18 protein-coding genes are annotated in these 17,575 nt (G+C 63.1%); 6 read left to right on the top strand and 12 right to left on the bottom strand.

What is annotated here, in order from left to right; genetic code table 11:
* Positions 1 to 78: 78 nt before the first annotated feature.
* Positions 79 to 1,518, top strand: a complete 1,440-nt coding sequence (gene pyk / locus ACT7DK_RS08505; protein ID WP_445398205.1) for a pyruvate kinase — start codon at positions 79 to 81, stop codon at positions 1,516 to 1,518.
* Positions 1,519 to 1,591: 73 nt separating this feature from the next.
* On the opposite strand, the gene ACT7DK_RS08500 is transcribed toward pyk, so the two are convergent.
* Both ACT7DK_RS08500 and ACT7DK_RS08495 read right to left on the bottom strand, forming a co-directional pair.
* Positions 1,592 to 3,856, bottom strand: a complete 2,265-nt coding sequence (locus ACT7DK_RS08500) for an acyl-CoA dehydrogenase (RefSeq protein WP_445398203.1) — start codon at positions 3,854 to 3,856, stop codon at positions 1,592 to 1,594.
* Positions 3,857 to 3,887: 31 nt separating this feature from the next.
* Complete coding sequence (locus tag ACT7DK_RS08495; protein ID WP_445398201.1) at positions 3,888 to 4,517, bottom strand: TetR/AcrR family transcriptional regulator; 630 nt, start codon at positions 4,515 to 4,517, stop codon at positions 3,888 to 3,890.
* A 239-nt stretch (positions 4,518 to 4,756) separates the two neighbouring features.
* On the opposite strand from ACT7DK_RS08495, the gene ACT7DK_RS08490 reads away from it, so the two are divergent.
* Positions 4,757 to 4,924 carry a DUF2496 domain-containing protein gene (locus ACT7DK_RS08490; protein ID WP_445398199.1) on the top strand — a complete coding sequence of 56 codons (168 nt, stop codon included), beginning with the start codon at positions 4,757 to 4,759 and terminating at the stop codon, positions 4,922 to 4,924.
* A 75-nt stretch (positions 4,925 to 4,999) separates the two neighbouring features.
* Here ACT7DK_RS08490 and speA read toward each other — a convergent pair whose 3' ends face one another.
* Both speA and ACT7DK_RS08480 read right to left on the bottom strand, forming a co-directional pair.
* Positions 5,000 to 6,904, bottom strand: coding sequence for a biosynthetic arginine decarboxylase (gene speA, locus ACT7DK_RS08485; RefSeq protein ID WP_445398197.1), 1,905 nt, complete (start codon positions 6,902 to 6,904; stop codon positions 5,000 to 5,002).
* Between the two features lie 227 nt (positions 6,905 to 7,131).
* Complete coding sequence (locus ACT7DK_RS08480) at positions 7,132 to 8,067, bottom strand: patatin-like phospholipase family protein (protein ID WP_445398195.1); 936 nt, start codon at positions 8,065 to 8,067, stop codon at positions 7,132 to 7,134.
* Positions 8,068 to 8,160: 93 nt separating this feature from the next.
* Between ACT7DK_RS08480 and ACT7DK_RS08475 the strand changes: the two genes are divergently transcribed.
* Positions 8,161 to 9,897 (top strand): lysophospholipid acyltransferase family protein, encoded by a 1,737-nt coding sequence (locus tag ACT7DK_RS08475; protein ID WP_445398193.1) that lies wholly within the window; start codon positions 8,161 to 8,163, stop codon positions 9,895 to 9,897.
* On the opposite strand, the gene ACT7DK_RS08470 is transcribed toward ACT7DK_RS08475, so the two are convergent.
* The 3 genes from ACT7DK_RS08470 to ACT7DK_RS08460 all read right to left on the bottom strand — a co-directional run bounded on the left by ACT7DK_RS08470 (position 9,877) and on the right by ACT7DK_RS08460 (position 11,540).
* Complete coding sequence (locus ACT7DK_RS08470) at positions 9,877 to 10,149, bottom strand: SelT/SelW/SelH family protein (RefSeq protein ID WP_445398191.1); 273 nt, start codon at positions 10,147 to 10,149, stop codon at positions 9,877 to 9,879. The genes ACT7DK_RS08475 and ACT7DK_RS08470 overlap by 21 nt on opposite strands.
* Positions 10,150 to 10,236: 87 nt before the next feature.
* On the bottom strand, positions 10,237 to 10,959 hold the full coding sequence (locus ACT7DK_RS08465; protein WP_445398189.1) for a hypothetical protein: 723 nt from the start codon (positions 10,957 to 10,959) through the stop codon (positions 10,237 to 10,239).
* 20 nt (positions 10,960 to 10,979) lie between these two features.
* The gene (locus ACT7DK_RS08460; protein ID WP_445398187.1) at positions 10,980 to 11,540 is read right to left on the bottom strand and encodes a YceI family protein; all 561 of its coding nucleotides are present in this window, start codon (positions 11,538 to 11,540) and stop codon (positions 10,980 to 10,982) included.
* Between the two features lie 571 nt (positions 11,541 to 12,111).
* Here ACT7DK_RS08460 and ACT7DK_RS08455 point away from each other — a divergent pair.
* Positions 12,112 to 12,990 (top strand): LysR family transcriptional regulator, encoded by an 879-nt coding sequence (locus ACT7DK_RS08455; protein WP_445398185.1) that lies wholly within the window; start codon positions 12,112 to 12,114, stop codon positions 12,988 to 12,990.
* Between the two features lie 30 nt (positions 12,991 to 13,020).
* Here the strand turns inward: ACT7DK_RS08455 and folE are convergent, their stop codons facing one another.
* Positions 13,021 to 13,677 carry a GTP cyclohydrolase I FolE gene (folE, locus tag ACT7DK_RS08450; protein ID WP_445398183.1) on the bottom strand — a complete coding sequence of 219 codons (657 nt, stop codon included), beginning with the start codon at positions 13,675 to 13,677 and terminating at the stop codon, positions 13,021 to 13,023.
* Positions 13,678 to 13,848: 171 nt separating this feature from the next.
* Here folE and moeA point away from each other — a divergent pair, with 171 nt between their 5' ends.
* Both moeA and ACT7DK_RS08440 read left to right on the top strand, forming a co-directional pair.
* Entirely contained in the window at positions 13,849 to 15,090 is a 1,242-nt protein-coding gene (gene moeA, locus ACT7DK_RS08445) for a molybdopterin molybdotransferase MoeA (protein ID WP_445398181.1), read from the top strand.
* Positions 15,090 to 15,854, top strand: coding sequence for a molybdopterin-synthase adenylyltransferase MoeB (locus ACT7DK_RS08440; RefSeq protein ID WP_445402306.1), 765 nt, complete (start codon positions 15,090 to 15,092; stop codon positions 15,852 to 15,854). The genes moeA and ACT7DK_RS08440 overlap by 1 nt, the downstream gene beginning before the upstream one ends.
* Before the next feature lie 36 nt (positions 15,855 to 15,890).
* Here the strand turns inward: ACT7DK_RS08440 and moaE are convergent, their stop codons facing one another.
* Genes moaE through moaB form a run of 4 tightly spaced genes read right to left on the bottom strand, consistent with a single transcriptional unit; the run spans position 15,891 to position 17,568 of the window.
* Positions 15,891 to 16,334: a molybdopterin synthase catalytic subunit MoaE gene (gene moaE / locus ACT7DK_RS08435; RefSeq protein WP_445398179.1), complete on the bottom strand. Its 444-nt coding sequence runs from the start codon at positions 16,332 to 16,334 to the stop codon at positions 15,891 to 15,893.
* Position 16,335: 1 nt separating this feature from the next.
* Positions 16,336 to 16,581, bottom strand: a complete 246-nt coding sequence (moaD, locus tag ACT7DK_RS08430) for a molybdopterin synthase sulfur carrier subunit (protein ID WP_445398177.1) — start codon at positions 16,579 to 16,581, stop codon at positions 16,336 to 16,338.
* Positions 16,578 to 17,054 carry a cyclic pyranopterin monophosphate synthase MoaC gene (gene moaC / locus ACT7DK_RS08425; RefSeq protein WP_445398175.1) on the bottom strand — a complete coding sequence of 159 codons (477 nt, stop codon included), beginning with the start codon at positions 17,052 to 17,054 and terminating at the stop codon, positions 16,578 to 16,580. The genes moaD and moaC overlap by 4 nt, the downstream gene beginning before the upstream one ends.
* A 4-nt stretch (positions 17,055 to 17,058) precedes the next feature.
* On the bottom strand, positions 17,059 to 17,568 hold the full coding sequence (gene moaB, locus ACT7DK_RS08420; RefSeq protein ID WP_445398173.1) for a molybdenum cofactor biosynthesis protein B: 510 nt from the start codon (positions 17,566 to 17,568) through the stop codon (positions 17,059 to 17,061).
* Between the last annotated feature and the right edge of the window lie 7 nt (positions 17,569 to 17,575).

Here is a 17,575-nt window from a genome sequence, read left to right as displayed (position 1 = left end):
TATTCGCAGCCTGCCAGGCTTAAAAAGCAACTCAAACTTCCCCTCTTTATATCATCTACATCTCTATTGGAGTCTCTTATGTTAAGACGTACCAAGATTGTCACCACCCTGGGCCCGGCCACCGATCGCGACAACAACCTGGAAGGGATCATCGCCGCCGGCGCCAACGTGGTGCGCATGAACTTCTCCCACGGTACCCCGGAAGATCACATGGCCCGCGCCAACCAGGTGCGGGAAATCGCCAGGAAGCTGGGCAAGCACGTGGCCATCCTGGGCGACCTGCAGGGTCCCAAGATCCGGGTGTCTACCTTCAAGGACGGCAAGATCCACCTCAATGTCGGTGACAAGTTCGTGCTGGATGCGGATCTGCCCAAGGGCGCAGGCGATCAGGAACGCGTCGGCATCGACTACAAGGAGCTGCCGCAAGACGTCAAGAACGGCGACATCCTGCTGCTCGACGACGGCCGGGTACAGCTGCGGGTCGAGAGCGTGGACGGCAACAAGGTGCTGACCGAAGTCACCGTGGCCGGCCCCCTGTCCAACAACAAGGGCATCAACAAGAAAGGCGGTGGTCTGTCCGCCCCGGCCCTGACCGACAAGGACAAGGAAGACATCAAGACCGCCGCCAAGATCGGCGTCGACTACCTGGCCGTGTCCTTCCCCCGCACCGGCGAAGACATGCGCATTGCCCGTGAACTGGCCCGCGCCGCCGGCAGCAATGCCAAGCTGGTGGCCAAGGTGGAGCGTGCCGAAGCGGTAGCCACCGACGCCGCCATGGAAGACGTGATCCTGGCTTCCGACGTGGTCATGGTAGCCCGGGGCGACCTGGGCGTGGAAATCGGCGATCCCGAGCTGGTGGGTGTGCAGAAGAAGCTGATCCGCACCTCCCGCCGCCTGAACCGGGTGGTGATCACCGCCACCCAGATGATGGAGTCGATGATCAATGCGCCCCTGCCCACCCGCGCCGAGGTCATGGACGTGGCCAACGCCGTGCTGGACGGCACCGACGCCGTGATGCTGTCCGCCGAGACCGCCGCCGGCCAGTTCCCCATCGAAACCGTGAAGGCCATGGCGGAAGTGTGCCTGGGCGCCGAGAAGCACCCCAGCGTCAACGTGTCCAACCACCGCATGAACTTCACCTTCACCTCGGTGGAAGAAACCGTGGCCATGTCCACCATGTACGCGGCCAACCACCTGCAGGGCGTCAAGGCCATCGTGGCCCTGACCCAGTCCGGCACCACCCCGCTGCTGATGTCCCGCATCAGCTCCGGCCTGCCGATCTTCTCCCTGTCCCGGGAAGCCAAGACCCTGGCCTGGACCAACCTGTATCGCGGCGTGACCCCGGTATACTTCAAGCCCGACGACAACCTGAGCAATGCCGAGATCTGCCGCGAGGCCCTGGCCACCCTGAAGCAGGCCGGTTACGTCAACTCCGGCGATCTGGTCCTGCTCACCCACGGCGACATGATGGAAGTGGTCGGCAGCACCAATACCTGCAAGATCCTGACCGTAGAATAAGCGGCAGAAGCTGGAAGAAATATAAAAAGGCCGGGCATTTGCCCGGCCTTTGTTGTTGATGGCTGCCGACGGCTCAGGCCGCGTCAGACTTTTTTGGCATTTCGCGGCTCAGTACCCCGGGGGCGAAGCTGTCTACCGCGATGGCGCGGCGGCGCAGCTCTTCGGCCTTGATCAGGCGCTGGGCTTCGGTATCGCTGATAATATTCTGGCCCCTCGCCTGCTCCAGCATCTGCTCGAAGGGCAGCTTGCGCGGCAGCTTGCCGGCTTTTTGCGCCTCCAGCAGCTTCTGCTCGATGCCCCGCACCGATACCATGGCCAGAAAGGCTGCTTCCACCTCGCCGAGGCCCGGTTCGCTGTCCTTGGGCACATAGCACAATTGGGTCAGCCGATCACGCACCCCACCCGGGGTCATCAGCCGCGCGCAGATGGCCTGGGCGTGCTTGTCCAGGGGCTTGTGGTAGCGGTTGCCCAGCGGGAAGATCAGCGCTTTCAGCGCCAGCGCCACGACACGGTTGGGGAAGTTCTGGAAGAAGCCGTCCAGGGCCTCGCCGATCAGGTGCAGGTTGCGGCCCACCGCGTAGTGCACGAAGGGCAGTTCCTCGGCGAGGCGACCGTTGTCCTCGTAAAACTTCAGGGTAGCACTGGCCAGGTAGAGGTGGCTCAGCACATCCCCCAAGCGGGCCGAAATCATCTCCTTGCGCTTGAGGTCACCGCCCATGATCAGCATCGACATGTCGGCGCACAGGGCCAGGGCCTTGCTCATGCGGGCCAGTTGCCGGTAGTAGCGGGCGGTGGGACCGGACACCGGCGCGCCGTTGAAGCGGGCACCGGTGAGCCCCTGCCAGAAGGCACCGAACACGTTGCCGGCGGCGAAGCCGATATGCTGGAACAACAAACGGTCGAACTGCTCCAGCCCGGCCTTCTCGTCCGGGTTGGCCGCCGCCTCCAGCTCCTTCAGCACATAGGGATGGCAGCGGGTGGCACCCTGGCCGAAGATCATCAGGTTGCGGGTCAGGATATTGGCCCCTTCCACGGTGATCGCCACCGGAATGCCCATGTAGTTGTGGGCCAGGTAGTTCTTGGGCCCCATCTGGATGGCCTTGCCCGCGTGCACGTCCATGGCATCGTCCATCACGGTGCGGGCCATTTCGGTCATGTGATATTTGGAGATGGCGGTGACGATGGCCGGGCTCTCCTTCAGATCCAGGCCGCGGGTTGTCAGCCGGCGGGCCGCCTCCAGCTGGTAGGTGAAGCCGCCGATGCGGGCCAGGGCTTCCTGCACCCCTTCGAACTTGCCGATGGACAGGCCGAACTGCTTGCGCACATAGGCGTAGGCGCTGGTGCTCTGCACCGCCAGGTGACCGCTGGCGGTACCCAGTGCAGGCAGGGAAATGCCGCGGCCGGCGGACAGACACTCCACCAGCATACGCCAACCCCGGCCGGCATAGTCGGGGCCACCGATGATCCAGTCAAGGGGGATGAACACATCCTTGCCCCGGGTGGTGCCGTTGAGGAACGCAAGGCCCATGGGGAAGTGTCGATCACCGATCTCCACCCCCTTGTGGCTGGTGGGGATGAGGGCGCAGGTGATACCGAGTTCGGGCTGGTCGCCCAGCAGGCCGTCCGGATCATAGAGCTTGAACGCCAGGCCCAGCACGGTGGCGCGCGGCGCCAGGGTAATGTAACGCTTGTCCCAGTTGAGGCGGATACCGAGCACCTGCTCGCCATTGTACTCACCCTGGCACAGCACGCCACTGTCGGGAATGGCGCCGGCATCGGAGCCGGCTTCCGGTCCGGTGAGGGCGAAACAGGGCACTTCAGTGCCCCTGGCCAGGCCCGGCAACCAGCGATCCTTCTGCTCCTGAGTGCCGTAGTGCATCAGCAGCTCACCAGGCCCCAGGGAGTTCGGCACCATGACGGTAACGGCGGCGCTGATGCTGCGGCTGGCGATGCGGGCCACTATGGTGGAGTTGGCGTAGGCGGAAAAGTCCCGGCCACCGTAGGACTTGGGGATGATCAGCGAGAAGAAGCCTTCCTTCTTGATATAGTCCCATACCGGCTCGGGCAGTTCGCGTTCGTCATTGACGATGTGGTGGTCATCGAGCATGGCGAGCAGGGTTTCGACCTGATTGTCGAGGAACTGCTGCTCTTCGTCGGTGAGGGAGGAAGGACCATAGGCCGCCAGCTTGGACCAGTCCGGGTTGCCGCAGAACAGCTCGCCATCCCACCACACCGAGCCGGCCTCCATCGCCTCGCGCTCGGTAGCCGACAGCGGCGGCAGTATCTTCTTGAAGGTGGCGAAGGCCGGCCCACTGATCCATTTCTTGCGTAAACTCATGATCCCTCTCCTTAGTAACCGGGATGGTAAATCAACAGGGCTTGGCGCCGACGCCACTGGCCAGGTAAGGGATTACCTTACGCACCAACCCTTCCACATCTATCTCTTCGTTGAAATCGGTACGGGCGATATCCCGCAGCGCCTCGCTGGAGGCCATGGTGAACACCACGGTACCCAGGGTGAAGTGCAGCCGCCAGAACACATCGGCGGAAGACAGCTCGGGCGCCGCCTTGCGGATGGCCTGGGTGAAATGCTCCAGCACCCCGCCGTAGTGATTGACGATAAACCAGCGCAGGAAGCCCTGGTTGTCGATATAGCCCCGGCCCAGCAGTTGCAGGAAGATTTCGGGCCCGCGGCGCTTGATTTTGGTCAGCGTCATCAAGGGCGCTACGAAGCAGTCGAACACCTGGTGCAGGTTGGTTTCCGGCTCCGCCAGCAGGCGTTTCAAGGCCTCGTCGACACCAGGCATGAAGAGCGCCAGGTAGCGATCCATCACCGCCTTGATCAGATCCTTCTTGGAGCCGAAATGGTAATTGACCGAAGCCAGGTTGACGTCGGCTGCACTGGTGATCAGCCTGAGCGAGGTTTCGCTGAAACCCTGCTCGGCGAACAACACCTCGGCGGCATCGAGGATCTTCTGCTTGGTATCTTTTTTGCTCACTGGGCACCTCAAATAAAACACATGTTTAAAATTTACGTTTTAAAGCTGGTTGCTGTCAAGTTAAAAGCGCGTCAAAAAAATTTACGTTATCCGGCATATTTTACGGGAACCTTCTGCCTTATCCCCGCTCCAATGTAATGCCACTGCAATTAAGCACTAAGTCTTTGCCCAGCTCCGCTGGGCATTTTTTTGGGTAAAATCCGGTGATGAGTCCGGCATTGTCAAAAAAGGAGCCTATCATGAGCCTGGCCGATGCCCCGGCAGAAGTTCAGCTGGCGGTGGATCTGATCGAATTGCTGGAAGTCAATGATGTGGATCCCGCGCTGGTGCTGGCCGCCTTGGCCATCGTCACCCGGGATTTCGAACGTAAACTGGAACGGCAGCAGGAGCTGAAAGGCGGAAGTTAGAAGCTGGAAGCTGGAAGCTGGAAGCTGGAAGCTGGAAGCATTGCGCTTCCAGCTTCCGGTGTCAAACCGGGCCCGTCAGAGCTCTTCTTCCAGGTAGGCGTAGCCTTCCAGGCCGGCGGACAGCTCCTTCAGCAGCATGGCACGCGTTTCCTCGTCCAGATCCGGATGGCTGGCCTGCAGCTCGTACTGGGCGTTGATCACACTGGGATCGATGTCCACGTAGCGCAGCAGCTCGGCCACGTTGCTGCCTTCCTTGATATTATTGATCTGCACCTGGCCCCGCTCATCCAGCACCACCTCGGCGCTGTGGGTGTCGCCGAACAGGTTGTGCATGTCCCCCAGGATCTCCTGATAGGCCCCCACCAGGAAAAAGCCCAGGTAGTGGGGCTGGCCGGGCATGAACTCCGGCATCGGCAGCGTGGTCTCCACCCCCTGGCCGTCCACGTACTGATCGATGGCACCGTCGGAATCGCAGGTGATGTCCAGGATCACCGCCCGCCGGCTCGGCGGCCGGTCCAGGCCGTCCAGCGGCAGCACAGGGAAGATCTGATCGATACCCCAGGCATCGGGCAGGGACTGGAACAGGGAGAAGTTGACGAAGCACTTGTCCGCCAGCTTCTCGTTCAGCTCGTCCATGATGGGCCTGTGCGCCCGGTTGACCGAGTCCAGCCTGGCCTTGATGCCGAGGCAGATATTGAGGTGTACCTCTTCGGCCCAGGCCCGGTCCTGCAGGCTCATCAGTCCCATGTTGTACTGCTCGTGCACGTCGGCCAGCTCGGCCACGGTGTCGTGGTAGATTTCGAGCAGCGGCGGATCGTCCCGGCACAGGTCTTCCCAGGTTTCCCACATGTTCTGCAGCAGGAAGGGCGCATCGTCCGCCGGCGCCGCCGGCTGGGTCGGGGTGGCCGACTCGATGCTGATCACGTTGGCCACCAGCATGGCGTGGTGGGCGGTAATGGCCCGGCCCGACTCGCTGATGATGCGCGGATAGGGCAGGTCGAATTCACGGCAGACGTTGCCGATGCCCCACACCACGTTGTTGGCGTATTCGCGCAGGTTGTAGTTGGCGGAGCAGTAACTCTGGGAGCGGGTCCCTTCGTAGTCCACGCCCAGGCCGCCGCCCACGTCGACGATGTCCACCGGCACATCCAGCCGGCGCAGCTCGGCGTAGAAACGGCCGCATTCGCGGATGCCCTTCTGGATGTCGCGGATATTGGCGATCTGCGAGCCCAGGTGGAAGTGCAGCAGTTGCAGCCAGTCGATGCAACCGGCGTCCTTCAGCTGGTTGACCAGGGCCAGCACCTGGGAAGCGCTCAGGCCGAACTTGGACTTCTCGCCGCCGCTGGACTGCCACTTGCCGGCGCCCTGGGACGCCAGCCGGGCGCGTACGCCCAGCCGTGGCGACACGTTGATGCGCCTGGCCTCTTCCATCACCAGGGCCAGCTCCGACAGCTTCTCGATCACAATATAGACCTGGTGGCCCATCTTGGTACCGAGCAGCGCCAGGCGCACGTATTCCTTGTCCTTGTAGCCGTTGCACACGATCACCGACTCGGTTTCGTGGGTATGGGCCAGCACCGCCAGCAGCTCGGGCTTGGAACCGGCCTCAAGACCCAGGCGAGGCTTGTCCTTGTAGGCCTTGGTGACCGCGTCCAGCACGCCGCGCTGCTGGTTGACCTTGATCGGGTAGACGGTCAGGTAGTCGCCCTCGTAGCCATAATCCTCGATGGCGCCGTTGAAGGCATTGAACAAGGCGTCGATCCGGCTCTTGATGATGTCGGGAAAACGCAGCAGCACCGGGGCGGCGTAACCTTCGGCCTTGAGCTGCTCGACCACCTCGGAGAGCACCACCCTGGCTTCGGGCCGGGTTTTGTCGGGCGTGACAACGACGCGTCCCTGGTCGTCCAGATGAAAGAAACCGGCGCCCCAGTAAGGCAGGTTATACACCTTGAGCGCGTCGTTTGCGGACCATTCTGCCATGTTCTTTGTCCCCATTCAGTGTAAGGGCCAATAGAAGATCCGGACCTCGGTAAGACCCGGTGCGATAATTGTTTGGTACCCAGGGTGTGGGCCCCCTCGCTTCAGCAAGCAACACCGTTACACCCTAAATAGTAACGGCCTAAGGACGGCTTGGCCTGAAAATCGGGGGGCGAGTGTACACACAGAGCCGGGCCATGACCAGAGCATGACCCCGGCAGACGACAAATTTATTGCGCCGCCACCGCCATGACGGCAGGCCCCAGCGCCTGCAGGAAATAGCGACCGCAGCGGCGGCCCAGTTCGTAGTCCTGATCGAGTTGTGCCCGGGTCGAGCCCAGCACCCGGCTTTGCAGCGGCCGGTGGGGGAAGATTTCGATTACCCGGGCATCGGCCGGCGGCCGGCGGATGAAGTCGTGGGCGTCGTTGAAGCAACGCTCGTGGGCCTCCACCAGTTGCAGCAGATCGCCCAGCCGCTCCCGCCCTATCCAGCCTTCCAGCCGCCGCGCCCACTGCAGGCTGAAGCGGCTGTGCTGGGGCAGGGTACGAACCACCACTATGGTGCGCGCGCCCCGGCGATAGGCCTCGCGCACCGGTATGGCGTCGGCCACGCCACCGTCCACGAAACGCTCACCCTGCCATGCCACCCCGGCCCGGTAGAACAGGGGGATGGCGCTGGAGGCCTTGAGTCCCAGCAGCCAGTCGCCGTCGGCCGGCCGGAAATAGTGCGGGCGGTAGTCCCGCAGCCGGGTACTGCTGAACAGCAGCTCCCGCCGTCCCAGCCGCTTCTGCCCGGTGGCGGTATCCAGCGGCAAGGTCTGACCGAGCACCTCGAAATACCAGTCCAGATCCACCAGGTCTCCGCCGCGGGCAAAATGCAGCGGGCGGAAAAACTCGGCGCGAGTGGTGTAGTCGCTGATCACCTCCCGAGCATAGCCGTGGGCATGGCACATGAAGGCGGCCAGGTTCTGGGCGCCGGCCGAGGTACCGATCAGGATATCGAAGGGATCAAAGCCTTCTTCCAGAAAGACGTCGAGCACACCGGCGGTAAAGATACCCCGCTGACCGCCCCCTTCGCAGACCAGGGCAAGGCGGCCTCGGAGGCCGTCGGTGCGAGCAAAGAGCGGGGCTATCTGGTCCAGGCTGACCGGCACATGGTTGGTCATGGCGTTTCCTTGTCATCAAATCATCATGGCGGCGCAATATCGCCGTCACGGGGCTTCCCTAGTTTGGGCACCACTGCAAGGGAGGAGCCCGTTATGTTATCCGTCGACACCCTGGCCGCCGAGTACCTGCCCAGATGGCAGCATGTACCCGGCTGCAAAGCGCTGTTACGTTACCTGCTGCATGAGCAGGCGTTCATCGAGTTCGCCGAGCAGTATCCGCACCTGCGCGGCCTCGACTTCGTCGAGCAGGTGCTCGACTATTTCCGCTTTCAGGTGACCCTGCGAGAGCAGGAGCTGGAGCATATCCCGGCTTCCGGCCCCGTGGTGATCATCGCCAATCACCCCATCGGCTCCCTCGACGGCCTGGCCCTGCTCAAGCTGGTATCGCGGGTCCGCCCCGATACCAAGGTCATCGCCAACCAGATGCTGGCGCGGCTCGAGCCGCTGGCCTCCCTGCTGCTGCCGGTGGACAACATGACCGGCAAGACCGCCCGCGCCCAGCTCGGTGCCGTCAACCGTCACCTGGCTCAGGGCGGCGTGGTGATCGTCTTTCCCGCCGGCGAGGTCTCCCGCCTGGGCCCCAAGGGCATCCGCGACGGCCGCTGGCACTCGGGCTTTATTCGCCTGGCCACCAAAGCCCGGGCGGCCATAGTGCCGGTGCATATCCGCGGACGCAACTCCGCCTTCTTCTATTTAAGCTCACTGGCCAGCCGCCCGCTGGCCGGTTTGCTGCTGGTACGGGAAATGTTCCGTCAGCAAAACAAGCAGATCTCACTGCGCATCGGTCAACCCATCGCCTGGGAGAGCTGTCGCCAGACCGGCCTCAATGACAAGGGGCTCTGCCTGCTGTTTCGACGCCATCTTTACCGACTTGGCAAGGGCAAGCCCGGCCTGCTTGAGACCCAAGTGGCGATTGCGCCACCCGAACCCCGGCAACAGTTGAAGAAGGCGGTAGAAAAATGTGAGCTGCTGGGCCAGACCCAGGACGGCAAGGCGATCTACCTCACCCGCGCCAGCCGGGCCGGTCATTGCGTGATACTGCGCGAGATAGGGCGACTGCGGGAGCTGTCGTTTCGCGCCGTGGGGGAAGGCACCGGCAAACGGAGAGACCTGGATCCCTTCGACGATGATTATTACCAGTTGCTGCTGTGGGATCCGCAAGAGCTGGAAGTGATCGGCGCCTATCGCTTTGTTCCCACCGCCGAGCAACTGGCCCGCAAGGGCCTGCCCGGCCTCTACAGCCATCACCTGTTCGATTACGGCGAGGCCATGCAGCCCTTCCTGGCCCAGGGCCTGGAACTCGGCCGCAGCTTTATCCAGCCCGCCTACTGGGGCCGGCGCAGCCTGGATTACCTCTGGTTCGGCATCGGCGCTTTCCTCGCCCGCCATCCTCACTATCGCTACCTGTTCGGGCCCGTCTCGCTGAGTGCCGCCCTGCCGGTGCCGGCGCGGGATCTGCTGGTGGCCTTCTATCGCCTGCACTTCCCGGCTACGGCCGCCCTGGCCCGTTCCCGCCGGCCGCTGCCGCCGACGACGCCGGCCCTGCGCGACACCTTCGGCGGTGCGGATTACCACCAGGATCTGACGCTGCTCAAGCAGTTGCTGGACAACATGGGGGTCGGCATCCCCACCCTGTACAAACAGTATTCGGAGCTGTGCGAGCCGGGCGGCGTGCAGTTTATCGATTTCGGTACCGATCCGGATTTTGCCGACTGCATCGACGGCCTGGTGCTGGTGGACCTGCACCGACTCAAGGGCAGCCGTTACCAGCGCTATATCGCGCCCCATTTGACGGTGGACACGGCAGCCTCAGCGATCGCTGTGGCCTAGGCTGCGCTCGGGGGCAATCTTGTCCCGCAGCCGCTGCTTGACTTCCTTGGCCTCGGGAAAGCCGTTGTCGGCCACCCGGCACCAGATCAGCTCGCCGTCCACATAAATCTGAAACTGGCCCTTTTCGCCCGGGATCAGGGCCACCTCCCCCACCTCGTCGGCGAAGGTCGACAATATCTCCTGGGCCAGCCAGGCCGAGCGCAGCAACCAGCGGCACAGGGTGCAATAACGGATCTCCACTCTGGGTTTCATGCTCTCTCCTCCCAAAAGGCGCAGCATGACCCAAGCCGCCGCCGGGGTAAAGAGCGAGAAAGCGCCCGTGGGCGCTTCCCGTGCCGCTCAATAGAGGGACACCTTGGGCCATACCAGCCAGAGGCCGACGGCACCGGCCAGCACCGCCGAGGCCAGGGCACCCAGGGCCGCGGGCCAGGGGCCGCGGCCGCGCAAGCCCTGGTCCACCAGGGGCGGCACCAGCGCCAGCGCCACCACCCACCAGTCCAGGGGGATGAACTGCCAGCACAGGGCGAGCCAGAGCACGTAGCCGGCGGTCATGTCCCTGTCGGACAGCCCCTGGCTCAGCCCGGCCAGCCAGAGGAAGCCGGCCAGCACCGCCAGGGCGCCACCGGCCTGGGCCAGTAGCACGCTGCCGCCGATGGCCACCACCAGGGTGAACATGGCCGCCCCGGCCACGAAACCGATCCCGGCTCCGGGACCGGGACGCCACTCCCGCCAGCCCTGCCACAGCAGAAATGCCAGCAGGCCGATGATGGCCTCGGGATAGCGTGGCAGCAGGGGCCACAGGGCCAGCAGGAACACTCCACCGGCCAGCCCCAGGCGCAGCAGCCGTCCCGGGTTCGCAGGCACCAGCCCCGCCAGGGCCACCGTCCAGAACACCACCGGCAGCCAGTGGATGCCCCGGCTCGGCCAGAAATACCACTGTGCCGCCCAACCCAGGGTCGCCCACACCGCCAGCCCCGCCGCCCACCAGAACAATGACGGGCGCCACCATCCGATGGCGCCCGCGATCACGGCCGGCAGCAGGGTTTGAATCAAGAGATCCAAGCCCATAACACCCCCTCCGGCTACTGACGGATACCTTCGACAAACAGCCGGATGGTGATCTCGTCACCCACGCCGGGCAGGCCGTAGCTCATGCCGAAGTCACTGCGCTTGACCTCGGCCTGGGCATTGAAGCCGCTGCGATAACCGCCCCAGGGATCGTCACCCTCACCGATAAACTGCACGTCGAAGGTCACCGGCTGGGTCACGCCATGCACGGTCAGGTTGCCCGCAAGCTTGCCGCCGTCCTTATCGCCCTCGTAGCCGGTACTTTCGAAATCCAGGGTCGGGTACTGGCGTACGTCGAAGAAGTCGGGGCTGCGCAGGTGCTTGTCACGGTCTTCGTGGTTGGTGTCGATACTCTCGGCCTGGATGGTAAGGCGGGCCTTGGCCGCAGCGGGGTTGTCACCGTCGAAATGATAATCCCCCTCGAACTCGTTGAAGCGGCCCATCAGGGTGCTGACCTGAAGGTGTCCCACCTCGAACACCACTGTGGTATGGGCCGGATCGACCTTGTAGTCGGCAGCCAGGGCGGGACCTGCCAGCAGCAGGGAAGTGAACAACAGGGTTGCGGTGGTTTTCATAACGATCTCCGTCATTATTGGCATGCTGCGTCTCATTCGCAGGTTTCTGTTCGTTTTTGATAGTAAGACGGCGGAAGGATGAGAACAATCTCACCTGAAATAAAACATTATCAACCAATAGTAAATAATACTATGCTGTGATCAGCCGTATCGGCCGGCAGTGGGGATGGGAAAGACAATCGGAGTCGATAAAAGCATAGCTTGTGAGGGGATGTGGGCGGGAAAAAATACCGGCGCTCGCGCGCCGGCTCGGGACCAGCTCGGCAAAACAACTTCAGATCCCTAAAGGGCATGTATCCATGCAAGCACCCAGGGACGGCCGGGTTCCAGCCTAATAAAACCCATGCCGCATCGCCGCTTGCATCGACCAGACCACTCTATCGGCCCCACAGCTATGAATAAAATGAATTATCAACATTTTAACATGGTAATTTTAAATACCACTACAGGATATCCCCCGGCCAGAGTCAGTAGATAAAAATCTTGCTCATCAACGGGGAAAGCAATGCACTGAGCCGGAAAAACCGCCGATAACACTACGCGACCGACGCAGCAACAAGGGGAGAGATTGATGGATCAGCTAGCCGCCATCCGGGTGTTTTGCAAGGTGGTCGAACTGCAGAGCTTCACCAGGGCCGCCCAGCAACTGGAGCTATCGGTGGCCATGGTTTCCAAACAAGTCGGCCTGCTCGAGCAGCACCTCAATGCCCGGCTGCTGATGCGCACCACCCGCCGGGTCAGCGTCACCGAGGCCGGGCACCTCTACTACGAGCGCTGTCACGCCATACTGGCGGAGCTGGAGCAAGCCAACGCCCTGATCTCCGACCACAGCCGCCAGCCCAGCGGGCGCATCCGCATCTCGGTGCCCATGGATTTCGGCAACCTCAAGGTGGCGCCCCTGCTGGCGGAGTTCAACCGGCGTTACCCGGACATACTGCTCGACCTGGAATACAGCGACCGCCTGGTGGCCCTGGTGGAGGAGAACTTCGATCTGGCTCTGCGCATCGGCACCCTGGCGGATTCATCGCTGATCGCCCGCCCCCTGGCCCCGGTGACTCTGCTGACTTGCGCCGCCCCCGCTTATCTGGCCAGGCACGGTACCCCCACCCATCCGGAGCAACTGGCGGAGCACAACTGCCTGCTCTATACCCTGAGCGAGCCTCAGTGGCAATATCGCCATCGGGGACACAACTACCACATCCGCCCCAAGGGAATCATGAGAGCCAACACCGGACGGGCGCTGGCATTGGCGGCCAGCCAGGGCATGGGCATCATCATGCAGCCCCATTTCATCGTGGAGGATTATCTGACGAGAGGGGAACTGGTTCCCCTGCTGGAAGAGTTCCAACTGCCGGTTTACAGCCTGAATTTGGTGTATCCACATCGGCATTTTCTGCCCAGCAGGGTCAAGTGCTTCGTGGACTACATGGAGGACTGCTTCAAGCGGTAGGGCGGATTCATCGCCCCACCGACGCCGTCCTCAGCGCACCACGCCGCTCAAAAACTCCTGGCGGGTATCGGGCCGGCTCTTGAAGATGCCGCCGAGGGAGGTAGTAGTGGTAGTGCTGGTGGCATCCATCACCCCGCGCGCCTTGACACAGTAATGGGTGGCGGTGATGCTGACCGCCACGTCATCGGATTCCAACAACGTCTGCAACGCCACCAGTACCTGCTGGGTCAATCGCTCCTGCACCTGGGGTCGGCGGGCGAAAAACTGCACGATACGGTTGATCTTGGACAGGCCGATCACCTTGCTGCGGGGGATATAAGCCACGGTGGCGGTGCCGTCTATGGTCACAAAGTGGTGCTCACAGGTGCTGGTGAGCGAGATGTCCCGCACCTGAACCATTTCGTCTACCTTCATCTTGTTGTCGATCAAGGTAATCTTGGGGAAGTAGGCGTAGTCTAACCCGGAAAAAATCTCCCGGACATACATCTTGGCAATCCGCTCCGGGGTTTCGGCCAGGCTGTCGTCTTCCAGATCCAGTCCCAACACGTCCATCATTTCGGTCATCAGCCCGGTAATGCGGGACTGTTTTTCATCCAGGGTCAGGTTGTTACCCCGCATAGGGGTTTCGAGCCCCCGGGTTTCCAGGGCGGAACGGACCCGGATGGCGGCATCGCTCAAAGCGGTCATGGCTATCTCCGTGGGAGAGTGAAAATACGGACAACAAAACTGCTGGAATGGTAGTCCATTTGACGGCCGCTGTGAATGGCGGAATCACATCGAGGAAACGCCGAGAAATATGTTAAAAAATGTTTTAATCTGAAAGAATCACCCTTACGCCGATCAATCTAGGTAACCCATATGGCTATTATCGACTGCTGCAGCCAACCCGGCCTGCGTCCTTATCTCGATGCCAAGAACGACATGCTGAGTCGGATCGAGGCGGTTTCCGCCACCGACATCATCCCCCTCGAACAGGCCCTGAACCATATCCTGGCCGAAGCCGTCAGTTCCCCTATTGACGTGCCCTCCTTCGCCAACTCGGCGATGGACGGCTACGCCCTGCGCGCCGATGACGTGGTCGATGGTGTGGGCCTTCAACTGGTTGGCACCAGCCTGGCCGGGCACCCCTTCGGTGGCCGGGTCGGCCCCGGCGAGTGCGTGCGCATCATGACCGGTGCCGCCCTGCCATTGGGTGCCGACAGCGTGGTGATGCAGGAAAACTGCCGCTCCGAGCACAACGTCGTTTATCCTGGCGGGCCGGTGAAAACGGGCCAGCATGTGCGCTTTCCCGCCGAGGATTTGGCTCAGGGCGAGACGGTGTTCGAGGCCGGTACCCGTATCAATGCCCGGGTCTTGTCGGTGCTGGCGTCCCTCGGGCTGGAGCAGATCTGCGTGCGCCGCCCCCTGACCGTGGCCCTGCTCTCCACCGGCGACGAACTGAGAAACCCGGGCGAACTGCTCGCCCCCGGCGACATCTACGATTCCAACCGTATCGGGGTGCGCGCCATGCTGGAGCGACTCGGTATCCGGGTGATCGACTACGGTATCCTAGCCGACGATCCCGAGCTTATCCGCGCCCGTTTTCTCAAGGCCGCCCGGGAAGCCGATGCCCTGATCACCTCCGGCGGTGTGTCGGTGGGCGATGCGGACTACACCAAGCAGGTGCTGGAAGAGGTGGGCCGGATCGGCTTCTGGAAGCTGGCCATCAAGCCGGGCAAACCCTTTGCCTTCGGCCATGTCGGCGACTGTGCCTTCTTCGGTCTGCCCGGTAACCCGGTGTCCGCCGCCGTCACCTTTCACCTGCTGGTGCGCCCCGCCCTCGCCCGCCTGGCCGGCGAGCGCCTCAAGCCCACCCCGCTGCTGCAGGCCCGGGCCCTGATGCCGTTCAAGAAAAGCCCCGGCCGCATGGACTTCCAGCGTGGCATCGTCAGTACCCAGGCGGACGGTAGCCTGGGGGTGGTGACCGCCGGTTCCCAGAGTTCGGCGGTGTATAGCGCCATGGCCGACGCCAACTGCCTGCTGCACCTGGAGCAGGACAGGGGCGATGTGGCCGAGGGAGACATGGTCACCCTGGAACTTATCGATGGGTTGTACTGGTGATGAAGGAACTCAGCGACCAGGAATGGCTGCGCTATAACCGCCAGATAGTGCTGCGCCAGTTCGATATCGAGGGCCAGGAGGCCTTGAAGAATGCCGCCGTGCTGATGATCGGGGCCGGCGGCCTGGGCTGTGCCGCCGGCCAGTACCTGGCGGTGGCCGGGGTGGGACGGCTCACCCTGGTGGATCACGATGTAGTGGAGCTGTCCAACCTGCAACGGCAGGTGTTGCACCAGGACGCGGATCTGGGCCGGCCCAAGGTGGATTCGGCCGCCGACAGTCTGCGCGCCGCCAACCCCTATCTCGAGGTGACCACCCATGCGGCCCGGGCCGACGAGACGCTGCTGCGCTCGCTTATCCCGCAACACCAGCTGGTATTGGACGGCACCGACAACCTGGATACCCGCCAGTTGGTGAACCGGCTGTGTTTCGAGGCCGGGGTGCCGCTGATCTCGGCGGCGGTGATCCGCATGGAAGGCCAGCTCAGCGTCTTTACCTACGGCGAGGACGAGCCCTGCTATGCCTGCCTGAGCCGGCTGATGGGAGGCGCGGTGCTGAGCTGTGTGGAAGCCGGGGTGCTGGCGCCCATGGTGGGGGTGATGGGCAGCCTGCAGGCGCTGGAAGCGGTCAAGTTGCTGGCCCATATGGGCCGTTCACCCCGGGGCAAGCTGTTGCTGGTGGACGGCATGCAGCTCAGCACCCGCGAGTTGGGCCTGCCCAAGGCGCCGGATTGCCCGGTGTGTGGACAAGCGCCCCGTCAGCCTTGATCGGCCGCCCTTGTGACCTGACGTTCAGCCCTAGGGTTACCACTTCCGGGCGGCTTGGGTATCGCTCTCCTTCGCCTCTACCCAGCGCTCCTCGCCGCCGGCCGTGGTCTCCTTCTTCCAGAAGGGGGCCCGGGTCTTGAGGTAGTCCATGATGAAGTGGCAGGCTTCGAAGGCCGCCTCCCGGTGGGCGCTCGCCACCCCCACGAACACGATTTGATCGCCGAGCTCGAGCCGGCCCACCCGGTGGATCACCCGGCACTCCAGCAGCGGCCAGCGCCGGTGCGCCTCCTCCACTATCTGCGCAAGGGAAAGCTCGGTCATGCCCGGATAGTGCTCCAGGGTCATGCCGCTGACCGCCTCCCCCTGGTTCATCTCCCGCACCTTGCCGACGAAGGTCACCACCGCGCCGGCCTGGTGCGAGCGGCTGAGGGCGGCGTATTCGGTGCCCAGCTCGAAGTCCTCGGTCTGTACCCTGATCATGTCAGCCTCCGGTGACCGGCGGAAAGAAGGCGACCTCGTCACCGGCCTTGATGGGGGTGTCGAGCGGCACTATGGTGTGGTTCACCGCCGCCAGCAGCCTGTCGTCGGACAGCGCCAGCGCCCATTTGTCGCCGCGCCCGGCCAGGGCCCGGCGCAGGGCCTCGACGTTGCCATAGTCCTCGGCCAGGCTGAGTTCGTCCTGGCCCACCAGCTCGCGTACCTGCGCGAAAAATACCACCTTGATCATGTCGCTTTAAAATCTCCTGATTTGCCGCCCCGCTTTTCCAGCAGGCGGACGCCTTCGATGCGCATGTCCTTTTGCACCGCCTTACACATATCATAGATGGTCAGTGCCGCCACCGAGGCGGCGGTGAGCGCTTCCATTTCCACCCCGGTCTGCCCCGCCAGTTTGCAGTAGCTCTCGATGCGCACCCCGCCTTTTTCCTCGTCGGCCTCGAGCCGGACTTCCACCTTGGACAGCGCCAGCGGATGGCACAGGGGGATGAGATCGGCGGTTTTCTTGGCCGCCATGATGCCGGCGATACGGGCGGTGGCGAACACGTCCCCCTTGTGGTGCCGCCCGCCGAGGATCAACTGCAGGGTTTCCGGTGCCATCAGTACCCAGGCCTCGGCCCGGGCCTCGCGCACCGTTACCGCCTTGGCGCTCACGTCCACCATGTTGGCCTCGCCCGAGGCGTTGATGTGGGTCAGTTCACTCATGGGGCTACACCAGGTGCTGCACGAAGTTGCAGGGCTTGTGGCGGGCATCGAGCTGTTCGGCCAGGATGCCGTTCCAGCCGGTGCGGCAGGCACCGGTGGAGCCGGGCATGCAGAACACGGCGGTGCGGTTGGCCAGCCCCCCCAGGGCCCGGCTCTGCACCGTGGAGGTACCCAGTTCCTGATAGGTGATATGGCGGAACAACTCGCCGAAGCCGTCGATGACGGTATCCAGCAGCGGGCCCACCGCCTCGGGGGTGGTATCGCGGCCGGTAAAGCCGGTGCCGCCGGTGATCAATACCACCTGTACCTCGGGGCTGGCGACCCAGCGTGACACCAGGGCGCGGATGTCGTACTTGTCGTCCTTGAGGATGATCTTTTCCGCCAGTTGGTGGCCGGCGGCGGTGATCGCCTCGGCCAGGAAACGACCCGAGGTGTCGGTGTCTTCGTTACGGGTATCGGAGACGGTCAGCACCGCTATCTTCAGGGGCACGAAGGCCTGGCTTGCATGACTCATGGCATCC

The organism is Zobellella sp. An-6, from assembly GCF_052487945.1.
This window is presented reverse-complemented; position numbering and strand designations above follow the sequence as displayed.

Bases quoted from the DNA above. Each gene is read 5' to 3' on its own strand.
- pyk (WP_445398205.1), top strand. From the start codon at position 79: ATGTTAAGACGTACCAAGATTGTCACCACCCTGGGCCCGGCCACCGAT.
- ACT7DK_RS08500 (WP_445398203.1), bottom strand. From the start codon at position 3,856: ATGAGTTTACGCAAGAAATGGATCAGTGGGCCGGCCTTCGCCACCTTC.
- ACT7DK_RS08490 (WP_445398199.1), top strand. From the start codon at position 4,757: ATGAGCCTGGCCGATGCCCCGGCAGAAGTTCAGCTGGCGGTGGATCTG.
- speA (WP_445398197.1), bottom strand. From the start codon at position 6,904: ATGGCAGAATGGTCCGCAAACGACGCGCTCAAGGTGTATAACCTGCCT.
- ACT7DK_RS08480 (WP_445398195.1), bottom strand. From the start codon at position 8,067: ATGACCAACCATGTGCCGGTCAGCCTGGACCAGATAGCCCCGCTCTTT.
- ACT7DK_RS08475 (WP_445398193.1), top strand. From the start codon at position 8,161: ATGTTATCCGTCGACACCCTGGCCGCCGAGTACCTGCCCAGATGGCAG.
- ACT7DK_RS08470 (WP_445398191.1), bottom strand. From the start codon at position 10,149: ATGAAACCCAGAGTGGAGATCCGTTATTGCACCCTGTGCCGCTGGTTG.
- ACT7DK_RS08460 (WP_445398187.1), bottom strand. From the start codon at position 11,540: ATGAAAACCACCGCAACCCTGTTGTTCACTTCCCTGCTGCTGGCAGGT.
- ACT7DK_RS08455 (WP_445398185.1), top strand. From the start codon at position 12,112: ATGGATCAGCTAGCCGCCATCCGGGTGTTTTGCAAGGTGGTCGAACTG.
- folE (WP_445398183.1), bottom strand. From the start codon at position 13,677: ATGACCGCTTTGAGCGATGCCGCCATCCGGGTCCGTTCCGCCCTGGAA.
- moeA (WP_445398181.1), top strand. From the start codon at position 13,849: ATGGCTATTATCGACTGCTGCAGCCAACCCGGCCTGCGTCCTTATCTC.
- ACT7DK_RS08440 (WP_445402306.1), top strand. From the start codon at position 15,090: ATGAAGGAACTCAGCGACCAGGAATGGCTGCGCTATAACCGCCAGATA.
- moaE (WP_445398179.1), bottom strand. From the start codon at position 16,334: ATGATCAGGGTACAGACCGAGGACTTCGAGCTGGGCACCGAATACGCC.
- moaD (WP_445398177.1), bottom strand. From the start codon at position 16,581: ATGATCAAGGTGGTATTTTTCGCGCAGGTACGCGAGCTGGTGGGCCAG.
- moaC (WP_445398175.1), bottom strand. From the start codon at position 17,054: ATGAGTGAACTGACCCACATCAACGCCTCGGGCGAGGCCAACATGGTG.
- moaB (WP_445398173.1), bottom strand. From the start codon at position 17,568: ATGAGTCATGCAAGCCAGGCCTTCGTGCCCCTGAAGATAGCGGTGCTG.